The following is a 24,868-nucleotide window of genomic DNA, read 5'->3' as shown; positions in this document are numbered from 1 at the left end:
CTATTTGCCGCCGATCGCGCGGCCGAGCGCGCGATGGCGGGGAACGTCTTTGGTGCCGAACTCGCCGAACGGGTCGTCGTGGATCACGCGTGCGTAGCTGCGGCCCCTCGGGCGGATGCCTTCCTCCACGCTCACCACGGCGTCAACCCTGGCGGCGGCAAGGTTCGCGCGGGTCCGGGCGGCGACACCGTCGGCGACGCCGCGCAGCCGGCCGCGTAGCCCAGGAAGGCGCATGAGTGCGCGGAACTCGCGGTTTGTCAGAGCCATCAGCCAGTCACCTTCTCGATGTCGACTTCGCAGTGGTGCACCGCGCCGGGGCGGATCGGATGGGGCCAGCGGGCGATTTCGCCGACGACCTCGCAGGCCCGGCCCGCCCACTCGATCCGGTCGACCGGGGTCACGTCGAGGTCCATGCCCGCCGGGGTGTAGATCCGCCATCCCGTGGTGACCATCGAGCGGGCGTCGCTTGTGTCCCGTGAGGCGCTGGTGGCCTCCGTGGACGATCGCGGCTGCACGCACACGCCCGTCACGACGGCTCGGTTGCCGGCGTCGTAGTCCAGGACGTCCGAGCCGAACCGGTCGCGGCCGATCGCAGGCCGGATGATCGTGATGGTGTCGCCGAAGATCACGGAAGATCCCCGCGGTTGAGCCGGTACCGGTCGACCGCCTGTGTCCAGGCCAGAGGCGTCGTCGCGGTCGGGTTGGCGAACGCTACGGATTCACCGCCCACGGTCATCGAGGTCAGGCCCGGTTGGACGGTGAGCAGATAGCGGGCTTCGCCGATGACCGCCTCCGAGATGTCCTCCGGGACGGGCTCGTACCCGTGGGTGTAGACGACTCGGACCGAGTCCAGTTCGTCCGGCCATCCGGGCTTGCGGCGCAGTACCCCGACGCGTGACCAGGTGAAATCCGTGACACGGGTCCCCTGGACCTCGACCAGGCTCACCGCCACGACGGGCGCGGCGGGCAGTGCCAGCACGGTGCCGCCGTGCGCGTCGAGCCGTACTTCGTCATCGGCCACACGCGACACGGAATGGCGCACTTCTCCCCGGAATCGCGCAGACGCGGCCGCAAGGGCATCGGCTACCGCTGGGTCAGTCTCCGTTCGCCCTGTCCAACGCGCGAGGACTTCTGGATCGGCCAGCGGAGGAAGGGGCATGGCACGCCCCCTTGCCTCGTTATCGTGGTGCGCATGACGTCGGCGCCCTGGTGGTTCGTGCTCGTGACCGCGATCGTCACCGGAGCTTTTACGCTGCTTGGATCCTGGCTGACTGCCTGGCTGTCTCTTCGGCGTCAACGCGAGGAGCTGGAACATGCACAAGCGCTAGAACGTGAGAAGGAGCTGTACAACCGCCGCGTCGACTTCTACGCGGAGCTGGTTCCCCTCGTCGACGAGGTCATGAACGAAGTGCGCGAGAAGGAACCCGATCTCACGTTGCTCAATGAGCGTCTTCGTGTGGTGCGGCAGTCTCACTTGCGCGCTCGTGTCGTCAGTGGCAAAGCGGTCCGGGCGCTGTTGGATCAGTTCGCCTGGGGTATGGCAGAAGTAGTCGAAGGCGATCTCGGCTACGTCGGTGAGATGGTCTTCGCGGCTGACCACTTACTCTGGGAGATCAGGATCGAAGTCGGTGTCACTACACGAGACGACGACGAGGAGTTCGAGGCACGCGAGGTGTACGGCCCTGTCGACTAGGGCTACCGGTCGTCCGCCGCAGGAGAATCGGTCTTGTTGGTGACCGCGCGCGCCTTGTTCGGTGGTTCCGAGCGCTGTTTGGCCCGGGGCTCGCTTTCGACGGGGATGCCGCCGAGCCGGGCGGCGTCCTCCTCCGACAGGTTCATAACGGTCGGGTGGCCGTTGACGGTGACGCGGTACTCGCGTAGCTCTGCCATGGCTGGCGCCTCTCGTGTTCGTTCGTCTACGCCGGTGGTCGACGTGGTTGTCCCGCAAGAGAAGTAGCGGCTTCCGCAGACGGGACAACCACGCATCAGACGAGGGTGACCTTGCAGAACGCGGACGGCTGGACGATGCCGAAAGCTGCGCGCATCTCCGCGAGAATGGCCGCCAAGTTGCGGACGAAGAAGTCCGCGTGGCTGTCGGTGACGGTCACCGACGCCTGCTGGCGGTCCCACAAGATGGCCTTGCGGAAGTCGCCGACCCACGCCTGTCCCGGTGTCGCGGCTTCGGACTCGATGACCGGCAGGCCCCACAGCGGCGACGTGCCGTTCGTCCCTGCTGGGCCGCCGAAGTAGAACCTTCCGTCCATGTCCGAGATCTCGTCCATGGCTTCGAGGTCCAGTGGATGGATGACGACGCCGTTGGCGACAGAGCGGCCCGCGATCCTCACCTTCGTCTTCGCGCGCCGGACCGCGAGGAGCTTGCCGAACCCCGGCGGCTTTCCTGCCGGGTCGGGGACAGCAGGCTGTGTCTGGGTCCCGGACACATGGGCCAGTCCCTCGAAGTCCTCGCCAACGCCCGTTCCGGCGATCATCTGGTCTTCCAGCTCTTCCTCAAGGCCGACCTCGAGGAAGTTATCGATCAAGGTTCGGACCTGCGCGGCGTCGGACAGAGCCCGCTTGGTCACGGGCATCCAGTGCGCGATGGTCCGCACGGGGGTGGTGACCCGGACCGTGGAGAACCCCGACTCGGGCTTCACACCCGCCTGGGCGGGCGTGACCGCCGGGTCGCCCGAGCCCACAGGGGCCGAGGTGGTGGCCTCCGGAACAGGGGCGGCCCGGTTGGACCAGCCGGTGATGCGGGCGTACTCGACCTGGTCGGAGGTCGTGGTGCCGCCGGTGACGAGCTGTCGCAACGTCAGCGGCCGGAAGAACTGCTCCGGTCCGACCAGGACACCCCGGTAGTCTTCGGTGCGGAGCGCGCCGCCCGAGGTGGGGCTCAGTCCCGTGACGAGTTCCTTGACACCGAGCGGGCGGCTCTGAACGCGCATGTCCTTGGCGAACTGGCCGTTCGGCGCGGACCGCAGCATGTCCTTGTACTGCTCGGAGGTGACGAACGTTTCGCCGATGCTGGTCCGGGTGCCCGTGTAGCCGTCGCGGGCGGCCTGCTCGCGGCGGGTCTTCTCCTCGGCCTGCGCGTCGGCCAGGCCCACAGCGTCGCCGAGATCCTGGATGGCGTCGCGGACCGCGTTGTCGGCCTTCGCGGCGTCCAGTGCGCGCTTGGCGTCCTGAGCCTTGCTCATCGCGGCGGTGACCGCGGCCCGCTCGTCGTCGGTGAAGTCGCGCGAGTCCTCTTCGGCCTTCGCCGCGAGGGACTTCGCGTCGTTCAGGTGCTTCTTCAGCTCGTCGGTGAGCTGGGAAATCTTGTCACTCAAGGGAAATCCTCAGTTCGTGCGCACGCGCAGACGAAGAGAGGCGGTTCCCGTGCCGAGCTGGCGCCCACCGTCGAGACGACGGGAGCGCGGGCGGGGTCGGGCGTGGCCGTGGTACGTCAGGCTTTCGGATGGGGTGGACGGTGAGCGGCTACGACTCGGCGTCCAGCAGCGCCAGGGAGGCGCGCAAGCGGACCGAGCTGGCCTCCGTGGACGGTGCCGCGTCGACTGGCGTCGGCGGATCAGGCCGGGAAACCTCCAGGGAAGTCCCGGTTTTCTCGTCCTCGTCATCACTGTCCAAGCTGGACAGAGCCGATTCGAGGGCGGCGGCCCCGTCGGCGATCTTCGCTAGAGCCGCGCGGAGGTCGGTCGTGTTCTTCTCCGACAGTGCCAGATCCGCCTTCGCGGGCGGGGCCTCGGGCTGGGCCGGGGCGGGCGGGGCTTTCACGGTCAGCAGTTCGGTGTCCTGGTTCGCACCGATCAGGGTGGGGCCGACCTCGTAGAGCTTGAGTTTGCGCAGCTCGTAGTAGCTCTCGTCGCCGTCCTCGTCGTTGGTCTTGTCGATCCAGCCGCCCTCCTGAATGTCGTAGGCGAACGAGAACTGCCGGACCCGGCGGCCTTTCAGCAGGCGGTAGATCTTGCCGGCCTTGGGCTCGTCGAGGTCGATTCGGGCGCGGACCCACAGGCCCTCTTCCCGTTCCTCGGCGTCCTCGACGTAGCCGATGTGGTAGTCCGGGTCATGGGACATGTGCGACCACAGAACGGGGATCGGATCACCCGAGGCTTTCCACTCGGCGAGGGTGTCGGCGAACGCGCCAGGCACGATCTTGTCCCCGACCGAGTCCACGTTGTACGCGGCCACAATGGCCTCGAACACCCCGTCCTCGGTGCCGTCCTGTTCTCCGGCCGCCTTGATCCGGACCGGGCAGGTCTTGGTCTTCCTCATTACGCGGCGCCCTCCAGGAGTCTCGTGGCAGCGGCGAGCACGGCTTTGGGTTCGGGTGCGCTGTCGGTCGGCGAGGCTTGGCCGCCGGTCAGCACGTTCAGCGGGGTGACCAGCTCGTCGCCGCCCTCGATTTGCGGGAGGTTCACGCGGCCACGGGCTTCGTTGCGGGTCATCCACGGCGCTCCGACACTGGTCTGGAGCTGGGCTGCCTGTTCCTCGAACGAGCCGCGCAACTTCTCGGCGAGGTTGAATTCGAGGTAAAGGTCCTGGGAGTCCGGGAAATCCGGAAGAAGTTGCAGGCCGAATTCCTCGGTGATCATCGTCAGCCACGGGCCGAGCGTGTCCTGATAGAGGTGCTTGTGCTGTTCCTGGATGTTGCTGTAGGTCGCGTGGTCCAGGATTCCGACCATGGGCAGCGGGATGTGGTAGGCCGAGGCGACCTCTTCCCGCGTCAACTTCCGGGCTTCGATGTACTGCGCGGCCTCCGGCGTCACTGACGCGGACACCCATTCCATGCCGTCCTCAAGGATCGGCGTGCCGCCCGCCCTCGCTCCGGCCCCTGTGTACTGCGCCTGCCAGGAGCGGCGGAACCGCTCGCGGGCGTCGTCCCCCCAGTCGGGCGCCTCCAGTGGCCTCTTGAGGTAACCCGCGAGCCGTGCGCCGTTGCGCCAGAGCTGTTCGCGGTACCGCGCGGCCTCGAACTCTTCGGACAAAATCCGCCGCAGGGTCTCCATCGGCGAGCAGCCCCAGCGAATGTCGACCGGGTTGTAGCCACGGAAGTGCACGATCTGAGAAGCGGGAAGGTCGCGGTATCCGGTGGTTCCCCGGTATCGGTAGGTCTCGACCGCGAATTGGCTGCTGGAGATCGGGGTGACGAAGCGCGGATCCAGTCGGACGAGCCCGACGCCGTCCACCTTGGCGAGGATCGCATTGTCGTAGATGGCGAGGTCCGACACCAGTGCTTCGATCAGCCGGTAGCGGGTGGTGAACCCGTTCGGCCTGGACAGCAGGGCCGCTATCGGATGGTCGGTCAGCCGGGTGCGGTCCACATCGGACTCACGCCGGTACAGGTGCAGACCGAGTGAAGCGATGTTGCGCGCGAGGAACGAGACGACCGTCCGGACCTGCGGCTGTGTCTTCCAGATCGTGGCGTAGTCCTGTGCGAGGCCATCGGCGAGCATGACCGCTCCGCCTACAGGAATTGTCGCCGTCTGGTACTGGTGGACCGATTCGAGAATCCCTTGAGAGACCACGAATGCCATCAGGACCCCACGATCTGGACCCAGTTGATGCGGTCGCGTTCGATCACCACGTCACCGTCCATCCGGATGGGCTCACGGCCCGGCTGGACGAGTTCGGCGGACCGCAGCAAGACGAGGTTGCGGCGACGCAGCCAAAGGATGCCGGTCAAGGCCTGGTCGTCTACGAGGTTCACCACCACGCGACTGCGAACTGCCAAGCTTCTTTCCTGCAAGTGGCTAACGAGGTAGAAGATCGCCAAGGCGCTCAGCACCGACACGCAGATACAGGCCAGCGCAGTGCCCATGTCGCGACCTCCAGACCAGGTAGCGTCTTCGCGACGGGCGATTGGTGAACGCGCCGATATTCGGGAGGAGACTGCGTGGCCGACGTACAGGTATTCGCAGCTGTGGCAGGGATGATCAGCGCCGTCGCGGGCGCCGCATCCGCGACCGCAGCGTGGAGGTCAGCGCTGACGAGTGGTAAGGCGGCACGAGAGAGTCGTGAGGCCCTGGCGTACGCGACCCGTCCTTACCTCGCGCTCCACAACACCCGCAGTAACCTCCCGGACTCGACTACCAGTGAAACGGTAGAGATCAGGAACATGGCCGGGTTCCGTGCCGAGGACGTTTCGGTAGTCGTTCACGATTCGACCGGGCGACGTGTCGGGGCAGGCGAACTGCCTTCAATGGGAGGTCAAACTCCGAATTCCTGGACTGGCGAGGCGGAGCTTCACATTGAGCTGACTGGGCTGTCGCCGCTGAAAGACGTCGGTGACATACGATCGCTGACCGCAACGCTTCGATCCTCTGACCAGCAACGAATCTTGCGCTGGGAGCAGAAGGTCACGTTGATTCGGAAAGTTGTCAAACCCAGCGAAAAGGACTCCCGGGTACTGATCGAGCTGGAGACGTACGACGTCAGCGAACCGCGGGCGATCGGGAAGCCCAGCTAGCTGACCTAGACGATTTCGAGGTCACCATCGTCGTAAGCGCTGCGGCGGGGCGGTGTGTAGTGGACGGCGCGGTCGAGGGCCATGATCGCGGCAACGACTCCGTCGATCTTGTCTCCGCTGTTTCGCTTGCTGGGCTTGACGTTCCCGGCTGCGTCCATCTCCACGGCGAGGTTGTCGACTTGCCAGCGGAGCGCTGGGTTCCCGCCGTGCCGGAGTCGGGGCGCCTCGGCGGTGCCTTCGAGTGCGAGGCGCTGGAATTCCTTGGTGGGGCTGGACATGGTGGCGAAGCCCTGGCGCATCTTCGCCATGGGCACGCCGTCGCCGAGCAGGTCGGTCACCAGCTGGGAGGCGTTCCAGGGATCGTAGGCGATCTCGCGGACGAGGAACGTTTCGCGGTCGGCGTTGATCTGGGCGCGGATGTAGTCGTAGTCGGCGACGTCGCCGGGGGTCACGGTGAGCAGGCCACGACGAGCCCACGCGGACGCTTGTCCCGCTGTTCGGCGGTCCAGGGCTTCCAGGGCTCGTTCCGGGCACCACAGGCGCCACAGGAGGTCGTGACCGCCGGTACCGTCTGGGAAGCACCAGCACAAGGCGCACAGGTCGCTGGTGGACGCGAGGTCGAGCCCGCCGTAACTGCTGGCCCCGGCGAGGCGCTGCTCGTCCACGATGGACGCGTTGCGGTCCCAGACGTCGAGGTCGAGGTAGCGGGTCTGCTGGCGGGTTCGGATTCCCAGGTGCAGGCGCAGGAACTTCGCGAGGTCGACTGGGGAGTTACGGGCTTCCTTGGCCGCGTTCTCTAGGTAGGACTTCGACGGTGAGATCCCGTAGCCGGGGTTGGCCTTCTTCCAGGTGGACTCGGCGAACGGGTCGTCGTCCTCGTCGGCCGCCCACACGACGCCGTACATCGACGGGTCCCGGAGTGCTCCGCGCGCGATCTGTTCGACGTAGTGCCGGCGGCGGGCGTAGATGGTGGTCGTCCGGCCGTCGTCGGCGGTGGTGATGGTGAAGACGAGCGGCTGTGTCCGGGAGCCGGTTCCGGTCTCGACGGCTTCCACGAGGTCCGCGGTCTTGTGGACGTGAAGCTCGTCGATGATCGCGCCGTGCACGTTCGCGCCGTGGAGCAGGTCGGCCATCTTGGACACGACGGCGAAATAGCTGCCGGTGGGCTGGTGAATGATCCGGCTTTGCAGGGCCTTCACGTATGGCGAGAGCGCCGGGGATTTCTGCGCGAGCTGGCGGACCGGGTCGAAGCAGTACCGTGCCTGGTCCCGGCCGGACGCGACGGCGTAGACCTGCGCGCCCTGCTCGTGGTCGGCACAGGTGAGGTAGGTGGCGAACCCGCCGGAGAGCGTGGTTTTGCCGTTCTTGCGCGGGACGTCGACGTACACGCGGCGGGCGACGCGGACCCAGTCGCCGTCGGCGTCGCGGTACACCCAGCCGAACACGGGTGCCAGGACGTAGGCGACCTGCCACGGGTCAGGCCGGAGCGGCTGCCCGGCCCACTTCCCTTGCGTGTGGCGCAGCCGGGAGAAGACGTCGAGCACCCGGTCCACACGGGCCGGATCGAACTGGGCGCCGCGCCGGGCACTGCCTTCCGGGGTCTTGATGGCGGGCGGGCAGTCCGGGAGCGGGATACCGCGCGAGTGCAGGTACCAGCCAACCTCCGGGGAGATCCGGAGGTGTTCCAGGGTGGCTCGGCTGGGGGCGCGCTTAGCCCGCGCCCGCGAACGGGTTGCCTGCGTCGCCACCGCCGCCCTTGCCCCTCTGCCCGAATGGGAGCGTTTGGGGACAAGGACGGCGGAAACGAGTCGCCTACATCATTCCTCGGGCGCGTTCCACTGCACTGTCTAGCATCGCGATCACATCCTGCAGCCCAGAAGCATTGCTAGCAGCCCTATCCAGCATGGCTGCACTGTCACGAAGGTGCGAAAGGTCACGCGCTGCCATAAATAGCTGTGAAGCGCTGTCCGGAAGGTGGATGAGATCATGTGCGGCAGTGCCAAGCATGTTGACCGCATCATAATCGAGGACCGATCCCGACCTGCGCAGCTCCCTTATTTCGTGATTCAACTCACGAATAAGTGCAGCCGCTTCGGCATCAGTCTTCTCAAGTCGGTCCAAAGTTGTGCGAATATCGCGGTTCTGCTCGTCAACTGCCACGGCTATTCGGTCGACTAGCTCGCCTTCGTCCAAGTCTCGCAAGCCTTGCAGTCCGTCGTAGAGTCCAAATTCGCGCTCATTCTTCCACTCTTCAAGAACTTTGATTGTGAATCGCGTGCCTGCTCCCGGCTCGTCGATCGTGTCATGATGTGGTTTGCAGAGAAAGAGCAGGTTTTCGAAGGCGTCGACTTTCGCCTTTGATATACCGGAGACGTAACGTTCTGCTGCTACTTCATCTGACCGAATGTGTGCAATTTGCAGGTTCATTCGATATCGATCTTCGACTTTCCTGAGCAGGGGCTCCGTGCAGCCTGGACCCCAGTAGCACTTGCCCTGCCCGAACAAAATGAGCGCGGCGCGGTCGCCGACTGTGTAGTTGCGTGGTGGCACGACTTACCCTCCCTGAATGTGCGGTCACCCAGGTGATACACCCGGCCACCGACAGTTCAGCCACAAATGGCAAGCTCGCTCGATCCGAACCACCCGATCGGCCTAGCATCTTGTATTTGCACTGGTCCAAGCATCGTGACCTTGGTTGCTAGCCCGCGCCCGCGAACGGGTTGCCTGCGTCGCCACTGCTGGCCCCGTCCTTCTGCTCGATCCGGGTCCGCGCGGACGGGGTGAGCCCGAACTCCTGCGCGAACGCCCTGATCACGTGCGCAGAATCCCGCTGGATGATCAGCGCGGGGTTGCGCACGAAGCCGCCGTGGAGTCCTTTCTGAAGGACGCCGCTTTTGGCCACGAGCGCCGAGGCGCGGCGGTGCGCGACCACGGCTTCGCAGTAGACGAGCAGCGTGTCCCGGTCACAGGCGTGGGCGATGCCCATCGCGTCCAGCTCGGACACCGTGTAGTCCCAGATCTCCCGGACCGCGTCGGCCACATCGTCCGGACACTCCGGGCGTCCCGAGCGCGGGATGGGCTCGTGGTGGTTGTACCGCTCGGTGTGCTTGTCGCCCTCGATGATGCGCAGGGCGGTCGGCTTGGGCGGCACTCCGCGTCGGCCCACGTGATCAGCCTCCCCGGTGCATCTCCCAGAGCTGGTCGCGCAGCTCGGCGTCCGTGGCGAAGCGGCCGGTCAGGCTGGTGGTCACCATCGACGCGCCCTGCTTGCGGATGCCGCGCTGGGTCATACATCCGTGTTCGGCGCGGACCAGGCACGCCGCGCCCTCGGTCTTGAGGTGCGCGTCGAGAGCGTCGGTGATCTGCCAGGTCAGCTGTTCCTGAACCTGGAGCCGGTGGGCGAACATGTCGAGCAGGCGCGGAAGTTTCGAGAGCCCGACGACCGGGGCGCCCGCGACCGGCAGGTACGCGATCGTCGCGGTGCCAGTGAAGGGCATCAGGTGGTGGGCGCAGACCGAGGTGAACGAGACTCCGGTGACGGCGATCATGCCGTCGGCCCGGTCGACGGGGAACGTCCGCGACAGCAGCTCGGCCGGGTCGTGCCCGTAGCCGGAGGTGAGTTCGGTCCAGGCGCGGGCGACCCGCGCGGGCGTGTCCGTCAGGTTCGGGTCATCGGGATCAAGCCCGCGGTCGCTCAGCCACGAGCGGATACCGGAGGTCAGGGCGTCGGTGCTCATCGTCGTCTTTCCTTCCCCCACAGCAGGGTGTGCAGCCGGGTGCCGAGGTTGAAGCCGTGCCTGATCGCGGGTTCGGCCACAGCTTTGCCGTGGTGAAGAACCTGCTCGGCGTCGGTGCCCTCCGGGGAGATCCATACCGTCGCGGGCGGGATGCCGTAGCGGTGGATCAGCTCGGCGGCTTCGTCCACATCGTCCGGACCGGCGCACACGAACTTGAAGACCGCGCGGCCGGACTCGGCCAAGGCGGTGAGCGACTCGGGCCGGATGCGCTTGTCCAGTGGGTCGCCGGAGTGCGTGAGCTTCGGGGAGCAGTTGAACCGGGCGCCGGACGCCAGGGTCTTGACGGTGGGCGCGATCGTGCCGTTGGTCTCGACCTCGATATCCGCTCCGGCCGTGGCGAGCGTGTCGAGCAGGACTGTCCATCCAGGCTGGTTCTGGTGCATCAGCGGCTCACCGCCGGAGATGACGACCAGGCCGGGACTGCCGGCGAGAGCCCGCGCGGCGATCGCGTCGACGGGCAGGCGCCGCAGCTCGGCGCGCAGGTCGTAGCGGGAGCTGTCCCAGGTGTAGGCGGTGTCGCACCACGAGCAGGACAGGTTGCAGCCCCCGAGCCGGACGAAGGTCGCGCGGCGTCCGGTGGTCGGCCCCTCGCCCTGGACGGTCGGGCCGAACACCTCGGAGACCACGAGCGTGTCCGATGTGGCCGGTACTTCGGTGGTCGTCATGGCGTCGCCCTCCATCCGGCTCGGTTCACGTGGGTTTCGCGGACGTCGACGGCGGTCACACGGGTCCCGGAGGCGTGCGGAATCTCGCCGAGGAGAGCTTCGACCTGCTCGGCGAGGTGGCGGGCGACGGCTTCGACGGTCGGCCAGCCGGGCATCACGTAGACCTTGCAGCCCTCTGTCCGGAGTGGCTGGACGAGCGGGTCGTCCGGTCCGAGGAGGACGCCGTGGTCGAAGTGCTGGTCGATCCAGCCGCGCACGGCCTTCTTGAACGGGCCGAACTCGATCACCATCCCGGCCTTGTCCAGGGCGGGCGCGGTGACGGTGACCTCGGCCCACCACGAGTGCCCGTGCAGTGAGACGCATTTGCCGGGTAGGTGCGGGAGCCGGTGCGCGGTCTCGAAGTTGTGGTCGATGGTCACGGTGGCGGTGCCGCTGTCCATTCAGTCCACCGCCGTCAGGGCCGCGCCGGACTCGCCGTCCTCGGATACCTCGATCCGCACGGGGCTCAGCTGGTACCCGTCTTCCAGGACATTCCATAGGTCCTGTGCGAGGTCTTCACAGCTCGCGGTGCCGCACTCGCGAGCACCTGGTCCCCACCACGCCCGGATGATGTCCTGCAAGTCGTGGAACTCGAGGTACCGGTCGTTGTGCTCGACGGCGACGTGCGCGGTGATGTGGAACAGGTGCCGGTGCCGGTCGGCCAGATAGGACCGGAGTCCGGTAGCGGCGGGCCAGCGGTGGAAACCGGGGGCGGTCACGGTGGTCCACACGGTCACGGTCTCGGTCACGACGGCATCAGCTCGCCTTCACGGGGGTCTCGCTCGGGGTGCGCCGGGGCTCCGAGGTCGGTGTGCAGGGCGTTGAGCGCCTGCCAGATCTGGTTGGTGTGGTCCATGACGTCGGCGTGCATCTGGCACGCCTCGTCCCGGTTTCCGCCTGGTCCGTAGAGGAATCGGTGGCCCAGCTCGCCGAGGCGCCGGAGCGCGGCGGACTCGGTGCGCACCGACGGGTAGCGGAGGCTGTTCAGCCAGGACGACGAGTCGCACGAGTCCGGCGGGCACGGCAGGCACCATTCACAGGCGGACAGCCCGAGCACGTGAACCCATAGGTCCGGGTACTGGCGGCGTCGTTCCCACATCGTGTGCAGCAGCCGGATACGCGTCGGGTGGTTGGCCTGGACGATGTTGCCGAAACACAGGCGGTCGTAACCGCGGGCGAGGTCATCGAAGTAGTCCCACCCGTCATTGAGCGGGTGGTAGACGGGGATCGGGTTCAGTCCGAGGTCGTGGAGCCGTTGGCGGGTGCGGGTCTTGTTGTCCCGGCCGCCCTGGTCCAGCTCGATGTAACCCCAGAGCCGGTCTTCGTACCGTGTGGCCAGTTCGACGTACCGGTCAAAGAGCCGGTCGAAGCCCTGGATTTCGTCCGGGGGCAGCGAAAGCGCCTCGTCCATCGTGCAGCCGGTAGCGCGCTTGTGCTCGTTGGTCAGGTTGAAGATCCCGCTGTCGAGCAGGATCACGTGACCCTCGTCCAGCAACCGGACCATGCGCTGTTCCTGGGAACGGTGGTACAAGTCGTTGACCGCGAGCAGCAGATGACGCGGGTAGGCCGAGGATTCACCGGCCGCGAAGTAGATCGGGGCGGCGCTCCGGTCGAACGTTCCGCCGGCTGTACGGATCACGCCGCACGCCCCGAAGCCGAAGTGGACACCAGCATCGGTTCCTCCCCGGAGATCCGCTTCCACTTCGTCAGCAGCCACCCGGCCAGGTACGGCAACGGCTGCACCATCACCACGCGGTGCGCGTCCGCCTTGTCCGTCCAGGGCGCCAGCATCGTCGGGTACGGCCAGAACAAGTCGCCTTCACCGAGCAAGGGCGTCCACAAGGGCCAGCCCTTGTGGACGTCGGCGACCACGAGGACGTGACGGCCAACGCTCCAGACCTGTCCGGTCTCGGTGTCGTAGTCGGGTTCGCCCACGGTCACCCCTGCCAGCCGGAGCGCGTCTCCTTTGTCCAGCGGTGCTTCGCCCGCGCCGTCACCGTCGTCGCCGGGGGCGGCGCCGAGCGCGTCCTCCAGCGCGACGAGGTCATCGGCCTCGTAGCCGGTGAGGTCCAGCATTTGCGCTTCGCCGAGATCGTGCAGCATCTCCGCGAGCAGGTGGTCATCCCAGCCGCCTTTGACCGTCAGCTGGTTCGACGCGATCAGATACGCCTCGGCGTCGTCGTCCGAACGCGACGCCCAGCCCCGGATGACTGGCATCAGCCAGCGCCCATCGTCATCGACCCGCACGCCTTCCGGTGCGTCGCGGCCTTCCCCCGCCCACTCACGCAGCTGGAGATACCGGCCATGCCCAGCGACCAGACGGCCGGTGCGCTCGTCAATAAGCGGCAGCTCGGCGAGTCCAAAGTGGCCGATGCTGCGCGCGATGCCCACGGTGTCGTGCTGCTTCGCGTTGCGCCCCGCCGGTACGACGTCATCGACCGCCACGTACTCCACGTATCGCTCGCTCACCGCTCCCCGCCCTTGCTCCAGCACTGATTGGCGATCATCGGACTCCTGTCTGTGAACGCTCGAATGGCTCAACGATTTCCCGGCGGCGTCGCTTGTCTCGCTCGCGCGCAACAGTCGAATGTTGTTGTCAGCGGGGGGCACACAGGCCCACCACCTACACCACCAGGGAGAAACACCATGGCTGCCAACACCAACACCACCAAGACCGCCCCCAAGGCGGCCCCCAAGGCGGCCCCCAAGCCCACCGCTCCCGCCCCCAAGGCGGCCAGCACCCCGGCGCCCGCCGCCCCGGCGACCGAGGCCACCAGCCGTGGGAACGGTGACCTCTACAGCCAGCTGGCCCTCGGTGCCACCAAGGCCGAGGCCATGCCCTTGCCCACCAAGGGAAATCGCAAGCCCAACCCGCTGGCGGACCTGGTCCAGAAGAGCTACGACGACAAGACTCCGTTTGCGCTGGCCCCCATGGCGAACGACCAGAAGCTCGTGGACTCGGTGAAGGCCGCCGTGCGCCGTGCGGCCGGTAGCCGTGACCTCGGCGTGAACGTCACGCAGCAGGTCCAGGAAGACGGGCAGGTCGTCGTCTTCCTCCAGGGCAAGGAGAAGATCGTCCGCTAGCCGAAGCTGGTTCATGAATCCCCCACGGCACCCCGTGGGGGATTCCCCTTTCCTGCCTGCAAACCGGCCTACCTAAGCCCCATGTCCTCGACCCAGAATGCTCGCTTGTTCGCCGCGTTGACGTCGCCCGCCGCACCGGACGCGAGGATCGTCAGCACGGTTCCGCCCGTCGACGCGCCCGAGTTGGCTGTGCACCCGAGCTGATACGTCCCGTCAGCGGGCACAGTGAAGATCGTCTCCACGACGATCCCGGGACTGGTGTAAACCTGGTTGACGATTCCCTGCGACCGAATCGCGGCGTCGTTGATCGAGACCGTCGCCCCGACCGCGCTCAACCTGATGCTCGCAGTACCGTTCGGCGGGTTGACCGCGCCGGTCGCGTTCGTGTTAAACGACCACACCGCTTTGTAGTAGCGGGTTGTGCGCATCCCCGGAATCGTCAGGGTCTCCATCAGAGTGTCCACTAGGGACGAGTTCTGATCCTGCACGTTCCGCTTGATCAGGCCAAGGATTCCCTTACCTGCCTCCAGCGCCCAACCACCAGGGGTTCCCCACTGGAGAACCAGCTGCGTGTCCTGAACAAGCGCGCGCAACCCGACGTGTGGATCGGGTGGTAGTGATGCCGCGTTCGGCACAGGCAGGACCGCGTCCCGCAATGTGGGTGCGCATGCCCACAGGGTCGAGGCTGGCCACGCTCGTGCCGTCGTCCCCTCACGACCGCGCACCACGGTCACCGTGTTCGAGCCGCCCGTGTGCGCCGTTACCCACACGATCTCGAAGAACTTGTTCGCCGGATCCTGGAGCGTGATCGGCAGATACGTCGTCGTGCTCAATCCCGATTGCAGAGCAGCGAAATCGGTCGAGGTCAACGACGTGTCGGAGATCGCCGCAGCGTTGGTCAATTGGCCGAACACGTAGTTCGCCGGAACCCGGTTCTCGTACATGATCACCCCGCGAACTCGTTGCGCCAGAATGGATCCGATCTCGGTGAGATCACATGTCTGGAACCTGATTGGAATCTGCGGTCGCTGGTCTGCGCTCGCCTGGAGAGCTGATCCTGAGATCAGAAACAACGGCCCGGACAGCCAGAGCGAAGGAACCGAACATGAACAACAGCAACGGAAACGCCGCCACCCACGACGACGACGTCGTTGAGAATGTGAGCGGCCCCTTCTGGGACCTCGACGTGCCCGACGAGAACGGCACCGACGTATGGGTCATGTCGACCGACTACGCCGACCAAATCAGCGACTACCACGCGCAGGTCTCCGGCGAAGGCCCCTTCGCGTGGCGGGTCAGCGAAGCCGCCGGGGGTGCCGACCTCGCGTTCGGCGAGTCCTCCACGCTGGAGGAAGCCCAAGAAGACGCCGAAGCGGTTTGCAGGTACCTGCTCGAAGCCGCGCACGCGATCCCGGACGCTTCCTGCACTGGCGCCGTCGACGGCGAAGTGTGGGAGGTCTCCCAGTTCGGGCGATTGCTCGTGATCACCGAGACCGGCGTGGGCAGCGAGATCCAGGTCTGCGCCAGCGGCTACACGGCACGTAACCAGTTCGGCAAGATCCTCACCGGCTACCTCGCCCGATTCGGCGAGTAACACTACGTAGTCGTACGCGAAGCCCTCACGGTACAGCCGTGGGGGCTTCGCCATGCCCTCTGGCGCTCCGGCAGCACACCCGCTTACCCTGTCGAACGCAAGTTCGACAACCGCTCGACCGTCCTGCTTCCCCCACGGCGAGACGAGCACACTGAGAGCAGGTAGGGCATGAACACGTGGGGATGGACGCCGGGCACGCGCAGTGACTCGGCATACTGGTACGTCTACCTGTTCGCACAGAGTGACTGGCGACTAATCCAGCACGCGTGGGACCCGTGGACCGACGACACCGACGTGGCTGGATGGATGCGAGCCAACTGGGAGCCTCGCCCTTGGCCGGACGGTCGCTACCGCGTCGTCGTCACGAACGGTATGGACGAACTCGCCACGAAGACGTTCGCCGACGTCGAGGTAGACCTGAGTGGCCGACCTGTGCCGCCGCCGGAGCCGAAGCGATTGAACAGGCGATAAGGTTTGCTCTTTACCCCGTCGGAGCAACGAGGTGCCATATGAACTGGTGGCAGACGCCGCTTATCAGCGCTGGCACAGCCCTTTTCGTGACCCTTCTTGTGGAGTACGCGGCCAAGCCGTGGCTTGAAGCTCGCAAAGACCGCATCCTGAGCGAAAGGCGGGCTCTCAGGGATTTCCAGGCCAAACTTCGCAAGCTGCAAGACGTCGCGGTGACGTTCGGCGTAAGCGGCGTAGGAGGTGAGCGCGCCAAGCTGAGAGAAGAATCAAATGTCAACCTCTGCAAAGAGCTCGACTCCTTGTTTGATCACCATGCATTGCTGGAAGCGGCAATCTCCGATGATGTGAGGCCGGTTGTATCGGACGCGTTGACCGCAATATTTCAGATGCGAATAGCAATCCAAGTTACGTTAGATAAATTGCCGTCCATGTCCGAGGAGGCAGGAGCGGAACTTTGGAAGTTTATTGCTGATGCCACCAAGCGGATCGCAATCCTCGCGCAAATTCTCAATCGACTTGTTAATGTCAGAAATAAGAGGTGGCTTCGGTTCAAGCGTCGTCAGACACTCGCATTCTATAAGGGGCGCATTAATAAGCTGGCTTTCACTGAACCTGGAACTAATGAGAAAATCAACGAAGCTGACGGAAGGGTCGACTGAGGGCGTCGAACCGAGTTGGCGAAAGGTGGGATGCCACGCGTGGCACCACCGGCGCGGTCTGGCAGCCCCCAGGAGATGGTGATTGCGACCCCCATCCCGGGTCAGGCGGTATATTCACCCAGACTGCCGCAGAAAGCGCGGTCGAATACGAAGGTGACCGGAGCTGGCGCGGTTCTTCTTCGTGGGTGACGAGGATCAGGGGCTGACCGGGAAGCGCCGTAGTGGTCAATAATCACAAGTTTCGTAGCCGGGCTCCGCCTCGCAGCTGTCCAGTTGGCGGCCATCGGGTGCGAGGAATAAGACCCAAACGAACCGGGCGCCACCAGCAACATCGGCAGGCACGGTGATGTGTTGTTCGGACTCGCCACATTGAAGACTGGTGCTTTGGACGCCCAATTGGACATGGGCGGAGTTAAACGTATGAACGAGCACCCGTCGACAGCTGCCTGGCAGGGCGCGGAGCTGGCCATCGACTCGAACAGACCTGTTGAACCAGTTGACCTTGCCGACGAAATAGGTTTCGTAGTACGAAAGGCTGACATTCGCTGGGTCTTCAGCAGCCGCTGCGCCCGGCGCTCCTGCCAATGCCACGCTGCTGGCGATGGCGAGTGCGGCAACGGCTGCGGTCGCTCGCTTTGCTGTTCGACCGGCGCCTGTGGTTGCCGCCACTGTGCCTGTGTCTCGTCGTGTGAAGGTCTTCACCGTGTCGCCCCTCTTCTTCGCGCCTGACTGATTCGGCGCCTCGTCGAGAGGTACACCATTCCGGGGTCTCCCCGTTGCTACATCGACAGTCGTTCACTCGTTTGGCAGCGTCGAAGGTCGTGGCCACCGGGGGGGGACAAGGTTGCGTGTCTTCTCGGCTGGGCAGTCAGCGATGGACACGTTGCTGAACGGGCAACTCAAGGCCGAAGCCGATGCTAGCGCCCCTTTGACCTGCGGGGATGTTCTCGCGTGTCGATCTCCGAGGTAGCCTCCGGTCGGACGACGCTCTGGGGAGGGGCCGTGGGTTCGGTTGAGGAGATCGCGGCGGGGGTGCGGACTGCGGTCGTCAAGGCGAAGGCAGCCACATCGGCCCTCAAGCTCGCTGATCAGGAGCTTGAAGCAGCTGGTGTGAAGTGGTCGGAGGTCGCGGCCGGTGTGTCTGATCCTGACTTCACCAGGCTGCCGAGCTTGCCCGCAGAGGTGAAGTCATCGTCTGAGACGGTCTCCGGCCTGATTGGCCAGTCGTCCGACCTGCTCGACGGGTATCTCCTCAGCTTGGGAGTGCCGGCGGAGTCCACTTCGACTGGAGCTTCTAGACAGTCCGCTCCTCCCGGTCCGGCCACTTCGTCCGGCGACCAGGACGTGGGCGACGACGAGGACGATGACCTGGTCGAACGGTTGCGCCGGGAGTTGCCGCCGGGGCCGACGCCCGGCACTCGTGGGGTGAAGACCCAAGGTCAGTGGTTCGCGCCTGGTAAGAAGGCCGAGCCCATCAGCAGCGGGCTGGATGACCGCACGGATCGGGTGGACGAGATCCTGAAGGAGTCGGGGTGCACGATGCGACCGGTGACGGCGGCCGCGGACGTCGAGCTGAAGCTCGCAGCCGAGATGCGCGATAGCGGCATCACGGAGGCGTCCGTGGTCATCAACAACGAGCCGTGCACAGGTAAGACGAGCTGTGACGGCCTGCTCGGGATCGTGTTGCCGGAGGGCAGCAAGCTGACGGTTCACGGGACCAACGGGTTCGAGAAGACCTATGAGGGAGGCAAGACGTGGCAGTGGTGAAAGCCTGGTACGACCCAGGTCAGCGGGAGCCGTTCGATCTGGCTGACGCGGCCGAGGTGGATGCTCTGCTGGACCGGATGCTGGTCGAGGCGACTGAGGCACCGGTGGGTGTGATCGCCGAACTGGCCTGGGAGGGCGACGACCACCGATCGATCCTTCAGTTCGGGGTGCGAACGGACCAGGTCGGGTTCGTCGGCTACATGGCCCGGGGCGAGACGAGCGTCATCAGCATGTCGGGCGCGACGTCACCGGAACCGGTGGCCTACGACTACCAGTCACACGAACGCGTGGTGCCGAGCAATGCGGAGATCTCCTGGTCCACGGTGCGGTCGGCCGTCCATGACTATGTGGCTTCGGGCGGTGTGCGTCCTGCCGGGGTGAGCTGGCAGGAGCTCTAGCGCCGATTGCCAGCGCGTGCGGCGAGTCGACCGACGCGCTTCCGCGATATATGTCAGAATAGACCTATGCGTACGACACATGCGCTGGTGCAACTGGCCATTGCCCTCATGGCCGCGCCGGACGAGAAACACTGGGGATACCAGTTGTCGAGGGCGTCAGGGGTTGGACCAGGGGCGATGTACCCCCGTCTGTCCTCGATGCTCAACGAGGGCTGGCTGGAGGATGGCTGGCAGACTCAAGAGGAGGCGGCTGGACGACCGCCACGTCGGTACTACAAGGTCACCGAGAAGGGGAAGATTGAGCTGGGCGCACTGCTCGCCAAAGCTGCGCATGACCAGCGCTTCCGCTCTTTCAACCTGGGGTTGGCGTGAACGAAGCGGCAGACCTGGTAGTCACGTACGGCGTCTCGGCCCTTCTTCTGGCCGCCGCACTTTTCGGTACTGCGCCAAAGGTGGCAGTACACCTAATGGTTGCCGTGTATCCACGGGAGCATCCGCGACGTCGCGAGCTGCTTGCCGAGCTGGACGAAGTTCCCTATCGGGAGCGTCTCGTTTGGGTTGCCGGACAGCTGGTCACCGTGCTGATCGAGGGTGTGCCGGTACGCGTTAAAAACCTAAATGAGAAGCGACGAAAGAAAGCGCAATTACTCGACCGCAATCACCACTCGGACACTCGTGACGAAGTCATGACGATCATGTCTTCACGAGACAGGCGCAAGCCGCTAGAAGCGAACTCTGGGGGATGGAACATGATTCAGGACAAACTTCTGGATCTACGAGCTGCAGGCCGCGAGGACGGCATGAACGGGCTTGAAGTTGACTACGTTGACGCAGAAGGTCGGCATTTTCAAATCAGGTACCAAGACGATTCCAGCCACCAGAACTCGTGAGCCCTGTGTGTCTCCGCGGGCGACGAGGGGTTAACGGGGTCACACTTCGGCTCCAACTTTCGAGGTCATGAGCGCAGCGTTCTGACCTCGGGACTACTGGTATTCGGTAGGGTGTGCCGCCTGGCGATGGAGAAGGCGGGTTCTGGCAGTGACCTGGTGGCAGATCGGCGTGACCGCCCTGGTCGGCGTTCTCGCGACCTCAGGTGCGTTCCTGGGTGCACGACTGGGTGCTCGGGCCAACGATCGGGCGACCGAGCAACGGGAGCTGGCTGCTCGCCGTGAGGAGTGGTGGCGGCGCTTTACCTGGGCTGCAGATCTCGCGATGGACGAGTCGGCGACGAAGCGAACCCTCGGGTTAAGTCTGATGATGAAACTCGCGAGGTCAGACCTTGCGCAGCAGGACGAGTGTCAGCTGCTAGACGTGTTTCATCAACGGGTACTTGGTGACATACTGGAGCAAGCAGACCAGTTGAGGCAGGGCAAATGACTCGATCGCATCGTGTTACCGAGGAACAGATCGCCGCAGCCCAGCTACGCCTGATTCTTGATGAAAAACAGGGGCGGACAACGCCGGACACTGTCAAAGAAATTGCAAATTCGCTACCCGGCGACGAGGTTTTCACCAGTAAATCGGATTCTTCAGCGGGCACGTCGGAGCAGTCAGAGCGTAGTGCCGACGCAGCATCCAAGCTGCGAGCAAGCCTTGAGGAAAGCTTCTCCGTAAGAGATCGCGTCGTTCTAGTCGACAATATTGAAGACTATCAAAAGGTGTCGATCGACTTTCCGGAACAAGCCTCTCATGGGCACTTTCCGGAACAAGCCTCTCATGGGCATCCGGCAGACATTATCTGGTTGCCTCATTCGATCGAAACGGAAGTCGGCGACAGCTGGCAGCTTATCCACGTCAAAGATCCCACTCAGGGATTAACGGACGCCTTCGCAAAAGCTCGCCAAGAATTGGCGGAGTCTTTCGCGAAGTACTGGCTAACACAGCAAGAGGTTAACAAAAAATCCACCGGGGAATAACGTCGGATGGTCAGGAAACGGCACGACTATTCCAGCCACCTGGGCTCGTGAGTGCCGTGTGTAGGTCGTGGCAGGTTTTGCACAGGGGCCGGAGTCGGTGCCAGGCGTCGGGGTCAGCTACTCCGCGGGCGACGAGGGAGCGTCGGGTTTCAGGGTGGTGGTCGGCCACTGTGGCCGGTCGTCGGCACTGCGCGCAGAGTCGATGTTCGCGCAGGTAGGCGGCGCGGTTCTTCTGCCAGTCTCGGCCGTAGCCGCGTTCGGCGGCGGTGCCTCGGGCTTGGTCGGTGTCTCGCCGCTGTTCACGTCGGCAGGTCGGGCACGGTCCGGCGGGGACGGTGCGTCGGCAGGTTGGACAGACGCGGCCGGGCTGGTTCGGCATCGCGTCGCCAGTCAGGTGTCCGGCTCGGGTGGCAACTGTTGACCAGGACGATCGACATTGGCGTGCGCTTGCCGATCTGGAGCCCTCTTGCCCGCAGTGCAGAAGTCAGTATCGGGCATGGGGCCTGCTCGGTCTGCTTTATAGACTTGGAAGCTTTCTTGCCGCCTACTAGCCAATAAGTGAAAACGCAAGGTCTTCCAGCGATACCACTCCATAGTGACATCAACACTTAACGATCATGCTCGTTCCGGGCTCCAACGATCTAATTTTTGAATCGACTTGCGGATGGCTTTCGCGAAGAAGATCGGCAGGTTGAGCAACATGGGGGCAGTTGTCATCCTGCGACTTCAGCGATCTTGTTGGAGCAAACATGCCTTGTCGGCCCCTTACGTTGTCCCGACTGGCTCAGTATGGTGATCGGCGATGGTGCATTACCGTCGAGTTTGTAAGTCATTACACCTGGACCCCTCGGACATGCGGCTCCGAAAATTGCGAAAGGACTAACTGTGGCCAGGATGCCTGGTTTTCTGTGCAGAGTAATTGCAACTAGCCTTCTTGTGGTCGGAATGGCCGTGCCTCTCAGCGTGCCAGCAATGGCGAGCGGTTACGACTACGACGGCTATAGTAGCTTCGACTTCTATTCTGACGATGGTGTTGCGCATGTCAAGGGAAGGATCAAATGGTACTCGGGAAACGACTGCTCTAACTTAATCAAGTGCATCTGGAGCTCGCAGGTGACCCGTGGTGAGTACCACGGGACAGTAGTGGCCGACCGGCCCGTCGACTGCATTTGGGTAAAGATCAGCTGGTTTTTTTTGACGGGTAGTAGCGTCAGTATTCCGCCGTCCGCGTCGGGCGGCGGCCAAACTGTCGAGGGCGATTGGCTCAAGAGCTGTCGTCGCGGGAAGGAGAGTAAGCCTGCGCCGATCAAGTTGCAGGGGCTCAACTATGCCAAAACGCAGCTGTGGAAGACGAACATTACTACCTGCATCTCGACTCGTCACGACAGTACGCGGCGGCACTGTAGTCCTCATTCGTACTGGATACCACTCCGAAAGAAATAGCCTGGCCAACGTTGCGAAATATTAACGCCGGATAACCTGCTCTGCACCCAGCGAACAGAGGCTCCTGACGAGTTCCCTGTTCGCTGGGCATACGGGTGCTTACTGCGCAGAGTAGTACAGTCGCGCGCCGTCGCGCCACTGGGGCCGGTCACGAATCCCTTGTCATATCAGGGTTTACGGCCGTGTTGGCGCGTCGGCGTCGTCGTCCGGCGTGGTAGTCGAGCACGTCGGCGACGCGGTAGCGGAGCCCGTCTGCGGTGTCCTGTGTGGCCAGTCCTCGCCGCCGCCACTGCCGGACGGTGCCGAGTTGGACGTTGCACATCTCGGCGACCTCGTGAGCGTCGAGGAGGTCGTCGGGGCCGAACGACAGCGGCTTCGGCACGACCCAGGTCTGTCCGAGGTCGCGGCATCGGGCGTCGAGGTCCACGCACGTGTCCGGCGTGGCGATCATGAGCGCTTCGCGGTAGGTGCGGGCGATGCGGCGTGCCCGGTCGAGCGGGGTGTCTCCGGGCCAAGGCCACGGGTCGCGCCGGTTCACGCGACGGCCTCGTGCTGGGCGGCGAGCAGCGTGCATTGCCGCTGGTATTCGTCCCAAGTGAAGGTGTTCCGGCAGACGCCGCAGGTGACGGTGGCGGACCCGTCGGGGCACTGGAGCGCGACACGGTCGCAGCGCGGGCACGGGGCCGGGAGGTGGTTGATGAGTCGCTTGTGGCCGGTGACGGCTTCGACACGGTGGTGGAGGTCGAGCAGGACATCCGCGCTGTCGAGGCCGTCCCGGTCGAGGGTGGTCCATTCGCCATCGATCCAGCCTGTGTGGACGACACCGCGCAGGGCGAGCAGGACGCTGACGGAGTTCTCCAGGAGCCGGGAGGCTCGCTCGAGTACCGGGCCTGGGCGGCTGTCGCGGGCGGCCTGGGTGTCCCAGCAGAGGCCGAGGACGTCGGCTGTGGACTCGGCCCAGCACTGCGCTTCGTGCACCAGCTCGGCTTGGATGGCGGCGATGGTGAGCGACAGAGGCACGGGCAGGTCGCGGGTTCCGGACACGAGCTGGCGAAGCCCGTCTCGTGTTCCGCCGAGGACGGCTTCAAGGTCGAGGTAGTCCTGGGGCATGTCCACGATGGCCTGGTGGAGGTGGCGGGTACAGGCGTCGCAGAGTCCTTCGGCCGGGTTGATCGGTGCGCCGCGCTTGATGGACGGGTGCTCGGGATCGGGTTCGCGGTAGGCGCATCGTGCCCCGCGGTAGCAGCGGTGAAGATCGGTCATGGTGAGTCTCCTGGGGTATCGGCCTGAGTGGCCGGTCACGGTGTCGGCGAGGGCGTAACGGCACGTCCGGGCGGGGCGACGTCAGACGGGAAGGAGGTCGAACGGCATGGACGGCATTGGGGAGCGGCAGTTTCGGCGACGTCGCCTGGAGCGGTTGTTGCTGGCGTGGAGCGCGGACGTGGAGTCCGTGCCGTTGCCGGCGTTCGACGCGGCCCGTGTGGACGAGGTGGTCCGCTGGCTGCGTGCTGCCGACCGTCCGAAGGCCGGATAGGACCTCACGGTCGTTCTTCGCGTTCGCAGGCGGCGAGCAGCGCGAGCGCGAGTTCGCGGGCGTCGCGGGTGTTGAGCGCGAGCATCGTGGGTTCGCAGCCGATGCCGATGCGCGGGGGAACCTCGCCATGGCGAGGGAGCCAGAGCACGTCGAGCGGCCCGGCGATGTTCCAGGCAGCGGAACCAGAGCCGTGGAAGTCGATGCCGGTGGGCTCGGGCAGCTCGGCGCTGGAGACGATCACGGTCACTGGCGGAAGCCTTCCTCGGCGGGGCGCGCGGATGCGTGCCCCGCGGCGTGCAGAAGCGGGAGCAGGTCGGCGAGCATCATCCGGACCGGGACGTTCAGCTGTGGCTCGGGAACGGCGAGCACGTCGGGGTTCCGGGCGGCTTCGGCGAGGGCCAGCAGGTCACCCGCGGTCATCCAGGTCCACCAGCGGCCGGGGTCTGCCGCGCCGTTGCGGCGCTGCACGACGACGCCGAGATCGGCGCCGCTAGCGACGGCCTGATCCGCTGTGGCGGCGAGAACTCGCAGGACGCGGGTGTCGCTGAAGTCCTCGACGGAGGTCTTGACCTGCCAGCAGATTCCCGGTGTTCCGTCGATATCGCCCCGGTCGCGCGAGTGGTGCTCGCCGGATTTCCAGCCGGTGCGGACGGTCCGCTGCGCGTCGAGCCAGCCGTGTTCGCGCAGGTAGCGGGCGACGGCCTGTTCGGCGTCTTTGCCCTTGCGGTTGGCGGCGCGGCCGATCTCCGCGCGGCTACGGCGATCCAGGGTGCTCATGCTGGTCCCCATTCCTGGTCGGCGGCGAGGTCTGCGCGGTGCTCGGCTTGCTGAAGCTCGGCCCAGGCACGGTCGGCCCGCTCGGAGCGGGCGTGGACGGTCGGCGGGCTGGTGGGCGAGGCGACGGTGAGGTAGACCCTCCCGAGCTGGGAGGAGCCCCGGTTGTCGTAGAACCGGCTGGTCTCCTGGACGTCGAACACGGTCTTGAGGCGGTCGACGGCGGCGGCGAGTTCGTGCTTGGTGCCTTCGGCGCGCATGCGC

37 protein-coding genes are annotated in these 24,868 nt (G+C 65.2%); 13 read left to right on the top strand and 24 right to left on the bottom strand.

What is annotated here, in order from left to right; genetic code table 11:
* The 3 genes from ACZ7KI_RS05130 to ACZ7KI_RS05120 are packed head-to-tail and all read right to left on the bottom strand — an operon-like array spanning position 1 to position 1,021.
* Positions 1-267 (bottom strand): hypothetical protein, encoded by a 267-nt coding sequence (locus ACZ7KI_RS05130; RefSeq protein ID WP_470271921.1) that lies wholly within the window; start codon positions 265-267, stop codon positions 1-3.
* Entirely contained in the window at positions 267-629 is a 363-nt protein-coding gene (locus ACZ7KI_RS05125; RefSeq protein WP_470271920.1) for a hypothetical protein, read from the bottom strand. The genes ACZ7KI_RS05130 and ACZ7KI_RS05125 overlap by 1 nt, the downstream gene beginning before the upstream one ends.
* Positions 626-1,021 carry a hypothetical protein gene (locus ACZ7KI_RS05120; RefSeq protein WP_470271919.1) on the bottom strand — a complete coding sequence of 132 codons (396 nt, stop codon included), beginning with the start codon at positions 1,019-1,021 and terminating at the stop codon, positions 626-628. The genes ACZ7KI_RS05125 and ACZ7KI_RS05120 overlap by 4 nt, the downstream gene beginning before the upstream one ends.
* Between ACZ7KI_RS05120 and ACZ7KI_RS05115 the strand changes: the two genes are divergently transcribed.
* Positions 989-1,693 (top strand): hypothetical protein, encoded by a 705-nt coding sequence (locus ACZ7KI_RS05115; protein ID WP_470271918.1) that lies wholly within the window; start codon positions 989-991, stop codon positions 1,691-1,693. The genes ACZ7KI_RS05120 and ACZ7KI_RS05115 overlap by 33 nt on opposite strands.
* A 2-nt stretch (positions 1,694-1,695) precedes the next feature.
* Here ACZ7KI_RS05115 and ACZ7KI_RS05110 read toward each other — a convergent pair whose 3' ends face one another.
* The 5 genes from ACZ7KI_RS05110 to ACZ7KI_RS05090 form a co-directional block, all read right to left on the bottom strand.
* The gene (locus tag ACZ7KI_RS05110) at positions 1,696-1,890 is read right to left on the bottom strand and encodes a hypothetical protein (protein ID WP_470271917.1); all 195 of its coding nucleotides are present in this window, start codon (positions 1,888-1,890) and stop codon (positions 1,696-1,698) included.
* Between the two features lie 95 nt (positions 1,891-1,985).
* Positions 1,986-3,329, bottom strand: a complete 1,344-nt coding sequence (locus ACZ7KI_RS05105; protein ID WP_470271916.1) for a phage major capsid protein — start codon at positions 3,327-3,329, stop codon at positions 1,986-1,988.
* Positions 3,330-3,477: 148 nt separating this feature from the next.
* A complete protein-coding gene (locus ACZ7KI_RS05100) occupies positions 3,478-4,272 on the bottom strand; it encodes an HK97 family phage prohead protease (RefSeq protein ID WP_470271915.1) in 795 nt (264 codons plus the stop codon).
* Entirely contained in the window at positions 4,272-5,453 is a 1,182-nt protein-coding gene (locus tag ACZ7KI_RS05095) for a phage portal protein (protein WP_470271914.1), read from the bottom strand. The genes ACZ7KI_RS05100 and ACZ7KI_RS05095 overlap by 1 nt, the downstream gene beginning before the upstream one ends.
* An 80-nt stretch (positions 5,454-5,533) precedes the next feature.
* On the bottom strand, positions 5,534-5,818 hold the full coding sequence (locus tag ACZ7KI_RS05090) for a hypothetical protein (protein ID WP_470271913.1): 285 nt from the start codon (positions 5,816-5,818) through the stop codon (positions 5,534-5,536).
* A gap of 75 nt (positions 5,819-5,893) precedes the next feature.
* Between ACZ7KI_RS05090 and ACZ7KI_RS05085 the strand changes: the two genes are divergently transcribed.
* Positions 5,894-6,466: a hypothetical protein gene (locus ACZ7KI_RS05085; RefSeq protein WP_470271912.1), complete on the top strand. Its 573-nt coding sequence runs from the start codon at positions 5,894-5,896 to the stop codon at positions 6,464-6,466.
* A 5-nt stretch (positions 6,467-6,471) separates the two neighbouring features.
* On the opposite strand, the gene ACZ7KI_RS05080 is transcribed toward ACZ7KI_RS05085, so the two are convergent.
* The 9 genes from ACZ7KI_RS05080 to ACZ7KI_RS05040 form a co-directional block, all read right to left on the bottom strand.
* Positions 6,472-8,214 (bottom strand): terminase large subunit, encoded by a 1,743-nt coding sequence (locus tag ACZ7KI_RS05080; RefSeq protein WP_470271911.1) that lies wholly within the window; start codon positions 8,212-8,214, stop codon positions 6,472-6,474.
* A 64-nt stretch (positions 8,215-8,278) separates the two neighbouring features.
* Positions 8,279-9,016: an Mce/MlaD family protein gene (locus ACZ7KI_RS05075; RefSeq protein ID WP_470271910.1), complete on the bottom strand. Its 738-nt coding sequence runs from the start codon at positions 9,014-9,016 to the stop codon at positions 8,279-8,281.
* A gap of 148 nt (positions 9,017-9,164) precedes the next feature.
* Positions 9,165-9,632: a phage terminase small subunit P27 family gene (locus ACZ7KI_RS05070; RefSeq protein WP_470271909.1), complete on the bottom strand. Its 468-nt coding sequence runs from the start codon at positions 9,630-9,632 to the stop codon at positions 9,165-9,167.
* Between the two features lie 4 nt (positions 9,633-9,636).
* Positions 9,637-10,203: a GTP cyclohydrolase I gene (folE, locus tag ACZ7KI_RS05065; protein WP_470271908.1), complete on the bottom strand. Its 567-nt coding sequence runs from the start codon at positions 10,201-10,203 to the stop codon at positions 9,637-9,639.
* Positions 10,200-10,928 carry a 7-carboxy-7-deazaguanine synthase QueE gene (locus ACZ7KI_RS05060; RefSeq protein WP_470271907.1) on the bottom strand — a complete coding sequence of 243 codons (729 nt, stop codon included), beginning with the start codon at positions 10,926-10,928 and terminating at the stop codon, positions 10,200-10,202. Before ACZ7KI_RS05060 ends, folE begins: the two co-directional genes overlap by 4 nt.
* Positions 10,925-11,368, bottom strand: coding sequence for a 6-pyruvoyl trahydropterin synthase family protein (locus tag ACZ7KI_RS05055; RefSeq protein ID WP_470271906.1), 444 nt, complete (start codon positions 11,366-11,368; stop codon positions 10,925-10,927). The genes ACZ7KI_RS05060 and ACZ7KI_RS05055 overlap by 4 nt, the downstream gene beginning before the upstream one ends.
* Complete coding sequence (locus ACZ7KI_RS05050) at positions 11,369-11,716, bottom strand: hypothetical protein (protein WP_470271905.1); 348 nt, start codon at positions 11,714-11,716, stop codon at positions 11,369-11,371.
* A complete protein-coding gene (locus tag ACZ7KI_RS05045; RefSeq protein ID WP_470271904.1) occupies positions 11,713-12,606 on the bottom strand; it encodes a hypothetical protein in 894 nt (297 codons plus the stop codon). The genes ACZ7KI_RS05050 and ACZ7KI_RS05045 overlap by 4 nt, the downstream gene beginning before the upstream one ends.
* The gene (locus ACZ7KI_RS05040; protein WP_470271903.1) at positions 12,603-13,436 is read right to left on the bottom strand and encodes a ParB N-terminal domain-containing protein; all 834 of its coding nucleotides are present in this window, start codon (positions 13,434-13,436) and stop codon (positions 12,603-12,605) included. Before ACZ7KI_RS05040 ends, ACZ7KI_RS05045 begins: the two co-directional genes overlap by 4 nt.
* 177 nt (positions 13,437-13,613) lie before the next feature.
* On the opposite strand from ACZ7KI_RS05040, the gene ACZ7KI_RS05035 reads away from it, so the two are divergent.
* Positions 13,614-14,051, top strand: a complete 438-nt coding sequence (locus ACZ7KI_RS05035; protein WP_470271902.1) for a hypothetical protein — start codon at positions 13,614-13,616, stop codon at positions 14,049-14,051.
* Positions 14,052-14,119: 68 nt separating this feature from the next.
* On the opposite strand, the gene ACZ7KI_RS05030 is transcribed toward ACZ7KI_RS05035, so the two are convergent.
* Positions 14,120-15,001, bottom strand: a complete 882-nt coding sequence (locus ACZ7KI_RS05030; RefSeq protein ID WP_470271901.1) for a hypothetical protein — start codon at positions 14,999-15,001, stop codon at positions 14,120-14,122.
* Positions 15,002-15,156: 155 nt separating this feature from the next.
* Between ACZ7KI_RS05030 and ACZ7KI_RS05025 the strand changes: the two genes are divergently transcribed.
* From ACZ7KI_RS05025 to ACZ7KI_RS05015, 3 genes are all read left to right on the top strand, one after another.
* Positions 15,157-15,645: a hypothetical protein gene (locus ACZ7KI_RS05025; protein WP_470271900.1), complete on the top strand. Its 489-nt coding sequence runs from the start codon at positions 15,157-15,159 to the stop codon at positions 15,643-15,645.
* A gap of 168 nt (positions 15,646-15,813) precedes the next feature.
* The gene (locus tag ACZ7KI_RS05020; protein WP_470271899.1) at positions 15,814-16,116 is read left to right on the top strand and encodes a hypothetical protein; all 303 of its coding nucleotides are present in this window, start codon (positions 15,814-15,816) and stop codon (positions 16,114-16,116) included.
* Between the two features lie 38 nt (positions 16,117-16,154).
* Positions 16,155-16,772 (top strand): hypothetical protein, encoded by a 618-nt coding sequence (locus tag ACZ7KI_RS05015; RefSeq protein ID WP_470271898.1) that lies wholly within the window; start codon positions 16,155-16,157, stop codon positions 16,770-16,772.
* 225 nt (positions 16,773-16,997) lie between these two features.
* Here the strand turns inward: ACZ7KI_RS05015 and ACZ7KI_RS05010 are convergent, their stop codons facing one another.
* A complete protein-coding gene (locus ACZ7KI_RS05010) occupies positions 16,998-17,474 on the bottom strand; it encodes a hypothetical protein (protein ID WP_470271897.1) in 477 nt (158 codons plus the stop codon).
* A gap of 249 nt (positions 17,475-17,723) precedes the next feature.
* Here ACZ7KI_RS05010 and ACZ7KI_RS05005 point away from each other — a divergent pair, with 249 nt between their 5' ends.
* The 6 genes from ACZ7KI_RS05005 (at position 17,724) to ACZ7KI_RS04980 (ending at position 20,853) form a co-directional block, all read left to right on the top strand.
* Positions 17,724-18,539, top strand: coding sequence for a DddA-like double-stranded DNA deaminase toxin (locus ACZ7KI_RS05005; protein WP_470271896.1), 816 nt, complete (start codon positions 17,724-17,726; stop codon positions 18,537-18,539).
* The gene (locus ACZ7KI_RS05000) at positions 18,527-18,937 is read left to right on the top strand and encodes an Imm1 family immunity protein (protein WP_470271895.1); all 411 of its coding nucleotides are present in this window, start codon (positions 18,527-18,529) and stop codon (positions 18,935-18,937) included. The genes ACZ7KI_RS05005 and ACZ7KI_RS05000 overlap by 13 nt, the downstream gene beginning before the upstream one ends.
* 66 nt (positions 18,938-19,003) lie before the next feature.
* Complete coding sequence (locus tag ACZ7KI_RS04995) at positions 19,004-19,309, top strand: PadR family transcriptional regulator (protein ID WP_470271894.1); 306 nt, start codon at positions 19,004-19,006, stop codon at positions 19,307-19,309.
* A complete protein-coding gene (locus ACZ7KI_RS04990; protein WP_470271893.1) occupies positions 19,306-19,827 on the top strand; it encodes a hypothetical protein in 522 nt (173 codons plus the stop codon). The genes ACZ7KI_RS04995 and ACZ7KI_RS04990 overlap by 4 nt, the downstream gene beginning before the upstream one ends.
* Before the next feature lie 148 nt (positions 19,828-19,975).
* Entirely contained in the window at positions 19,976-20,314 is a 339-nt protein-coding gene (locus ACZ7KI_RS04985; RefSeq protein ID WP_470271892.1) for a hypothetical protein, read from the top strand.
* On the top strand, positions 20,311-20,853 hold the full coding sequence (locus ACZ7KI_RS04980; protein WP_470271891.1) for a hypothetical protein: 543 nt from the start codon (positions 20,311-20,313) through the stop codon (positions 20,851-20,853). Before ACZ7KI_RS04985 ends, ACZ7KI_RS04980 begins: the two co-directional genes overlap by 4 nt.
* Before the next feature lie 1,591 nt (positions 20,854-22,444).
* On the opposite strand, the gene ACZ7KI_RS04975 is transcribed toward ACZ7KI_RS04980, so the two are convergent.
* Positions 22,445-22,834, bottom strand: a complete 390-nt coding sequence (locus ACZ7KI_RS04975) for a hypothetical protein (protein ID WP_470271890.1) — start codon at positions 22,832-22,834, stop codon at positions 22,445-22,447.
* Positions 22,831-23,559, bottom strand: coding sequence for a hypothetical protein (locus ACZ7KI_RS04970; RefSeq protein WP_470271889.1), 729 nt, complete (start codon positions 23,557-23,559; stop codon positions 22,831-22,833). The genes ACZ7KI_RS04975 and ACZ7KI_RS04970 overlap by 4 nt, the downstream gene beginning before the upstream one ends.
* Positions 23,560-23,665: 106 nt before the next feature.
* On the opposite strand from ACZ7KI_RS04970, the gene ACZ7KI_RS04965 reads away from it, so the two are divergent.
* Positions 23,666-23,830, top strand: coding sequence for a hypothetical protein (locus ACZ7KI_RS04965; RefSeq protein WP_470271888.1), 165 nt, complete (start codon positions 23,666-23,668; stop codon positions 23,828-23,830).
* Between the two features lie 4 nt (positions 23,831-23,834).
* Here ACZ7KI_RS04965 and ACZ7KI_RS04960 read toward each other — a convergent pair whose 3' ends face one another.
* The 3 genes from ACZ7KI_RS04960 to ACZ7KI_RS04950 are packed head-to-tail and all read right to left on the bottom strand — an operon-like array spanning position 23,835 to position 24,864.
* Positions 23,835-24,077, bottom strand: a complete 243-nt coding sequence (locus ACZ7KI_RS04960; protein ID WP_470271887.1) for a hypothetical protein — start codon at positions 24,075-24,077, stop codon at positions 23,835-23,837.
* On the bottom strand, positions 24,074-24,607 hold the full coding sequence (locus tag ACZ7KI_RS04955) for a hypothetical protein (protein ID WP_470271886.1): 534 nt from the start codon (positions 24,605-24,607) through the stop codon (positions 24,074-24,076). The genes ACZ7KI_RS04960 and ACZ7KI_RS04955 overlap by 4 nt, the downstream gene beginning before the upstream one ends.
* A complete protein-coding gene (locus ACZ7KI_RS04950; RefSeq protein WP_470271885.1) occupies positions 24,604-24,864 on the bottom strand; it encodes a hypothetical protein in 261 nt (86 codons plus the stop codon). The genes ACZ7KI_RS04955 and ACZ7KI_RS04950 overlap by 4 nt, the downstream gene beginning before the upstream one ends.
* Between the last annotated feature and the right edge of the window lie 4 nt (positions 24,865-24,868).

Source organism: Amycolatopsis sp. NPDC039088, assembly GCF_055598845.1.
Note: the sequence above shows the minus strand (reverse complement) of the source record. Positions and strands in the feature narration are given on the sequence as shown.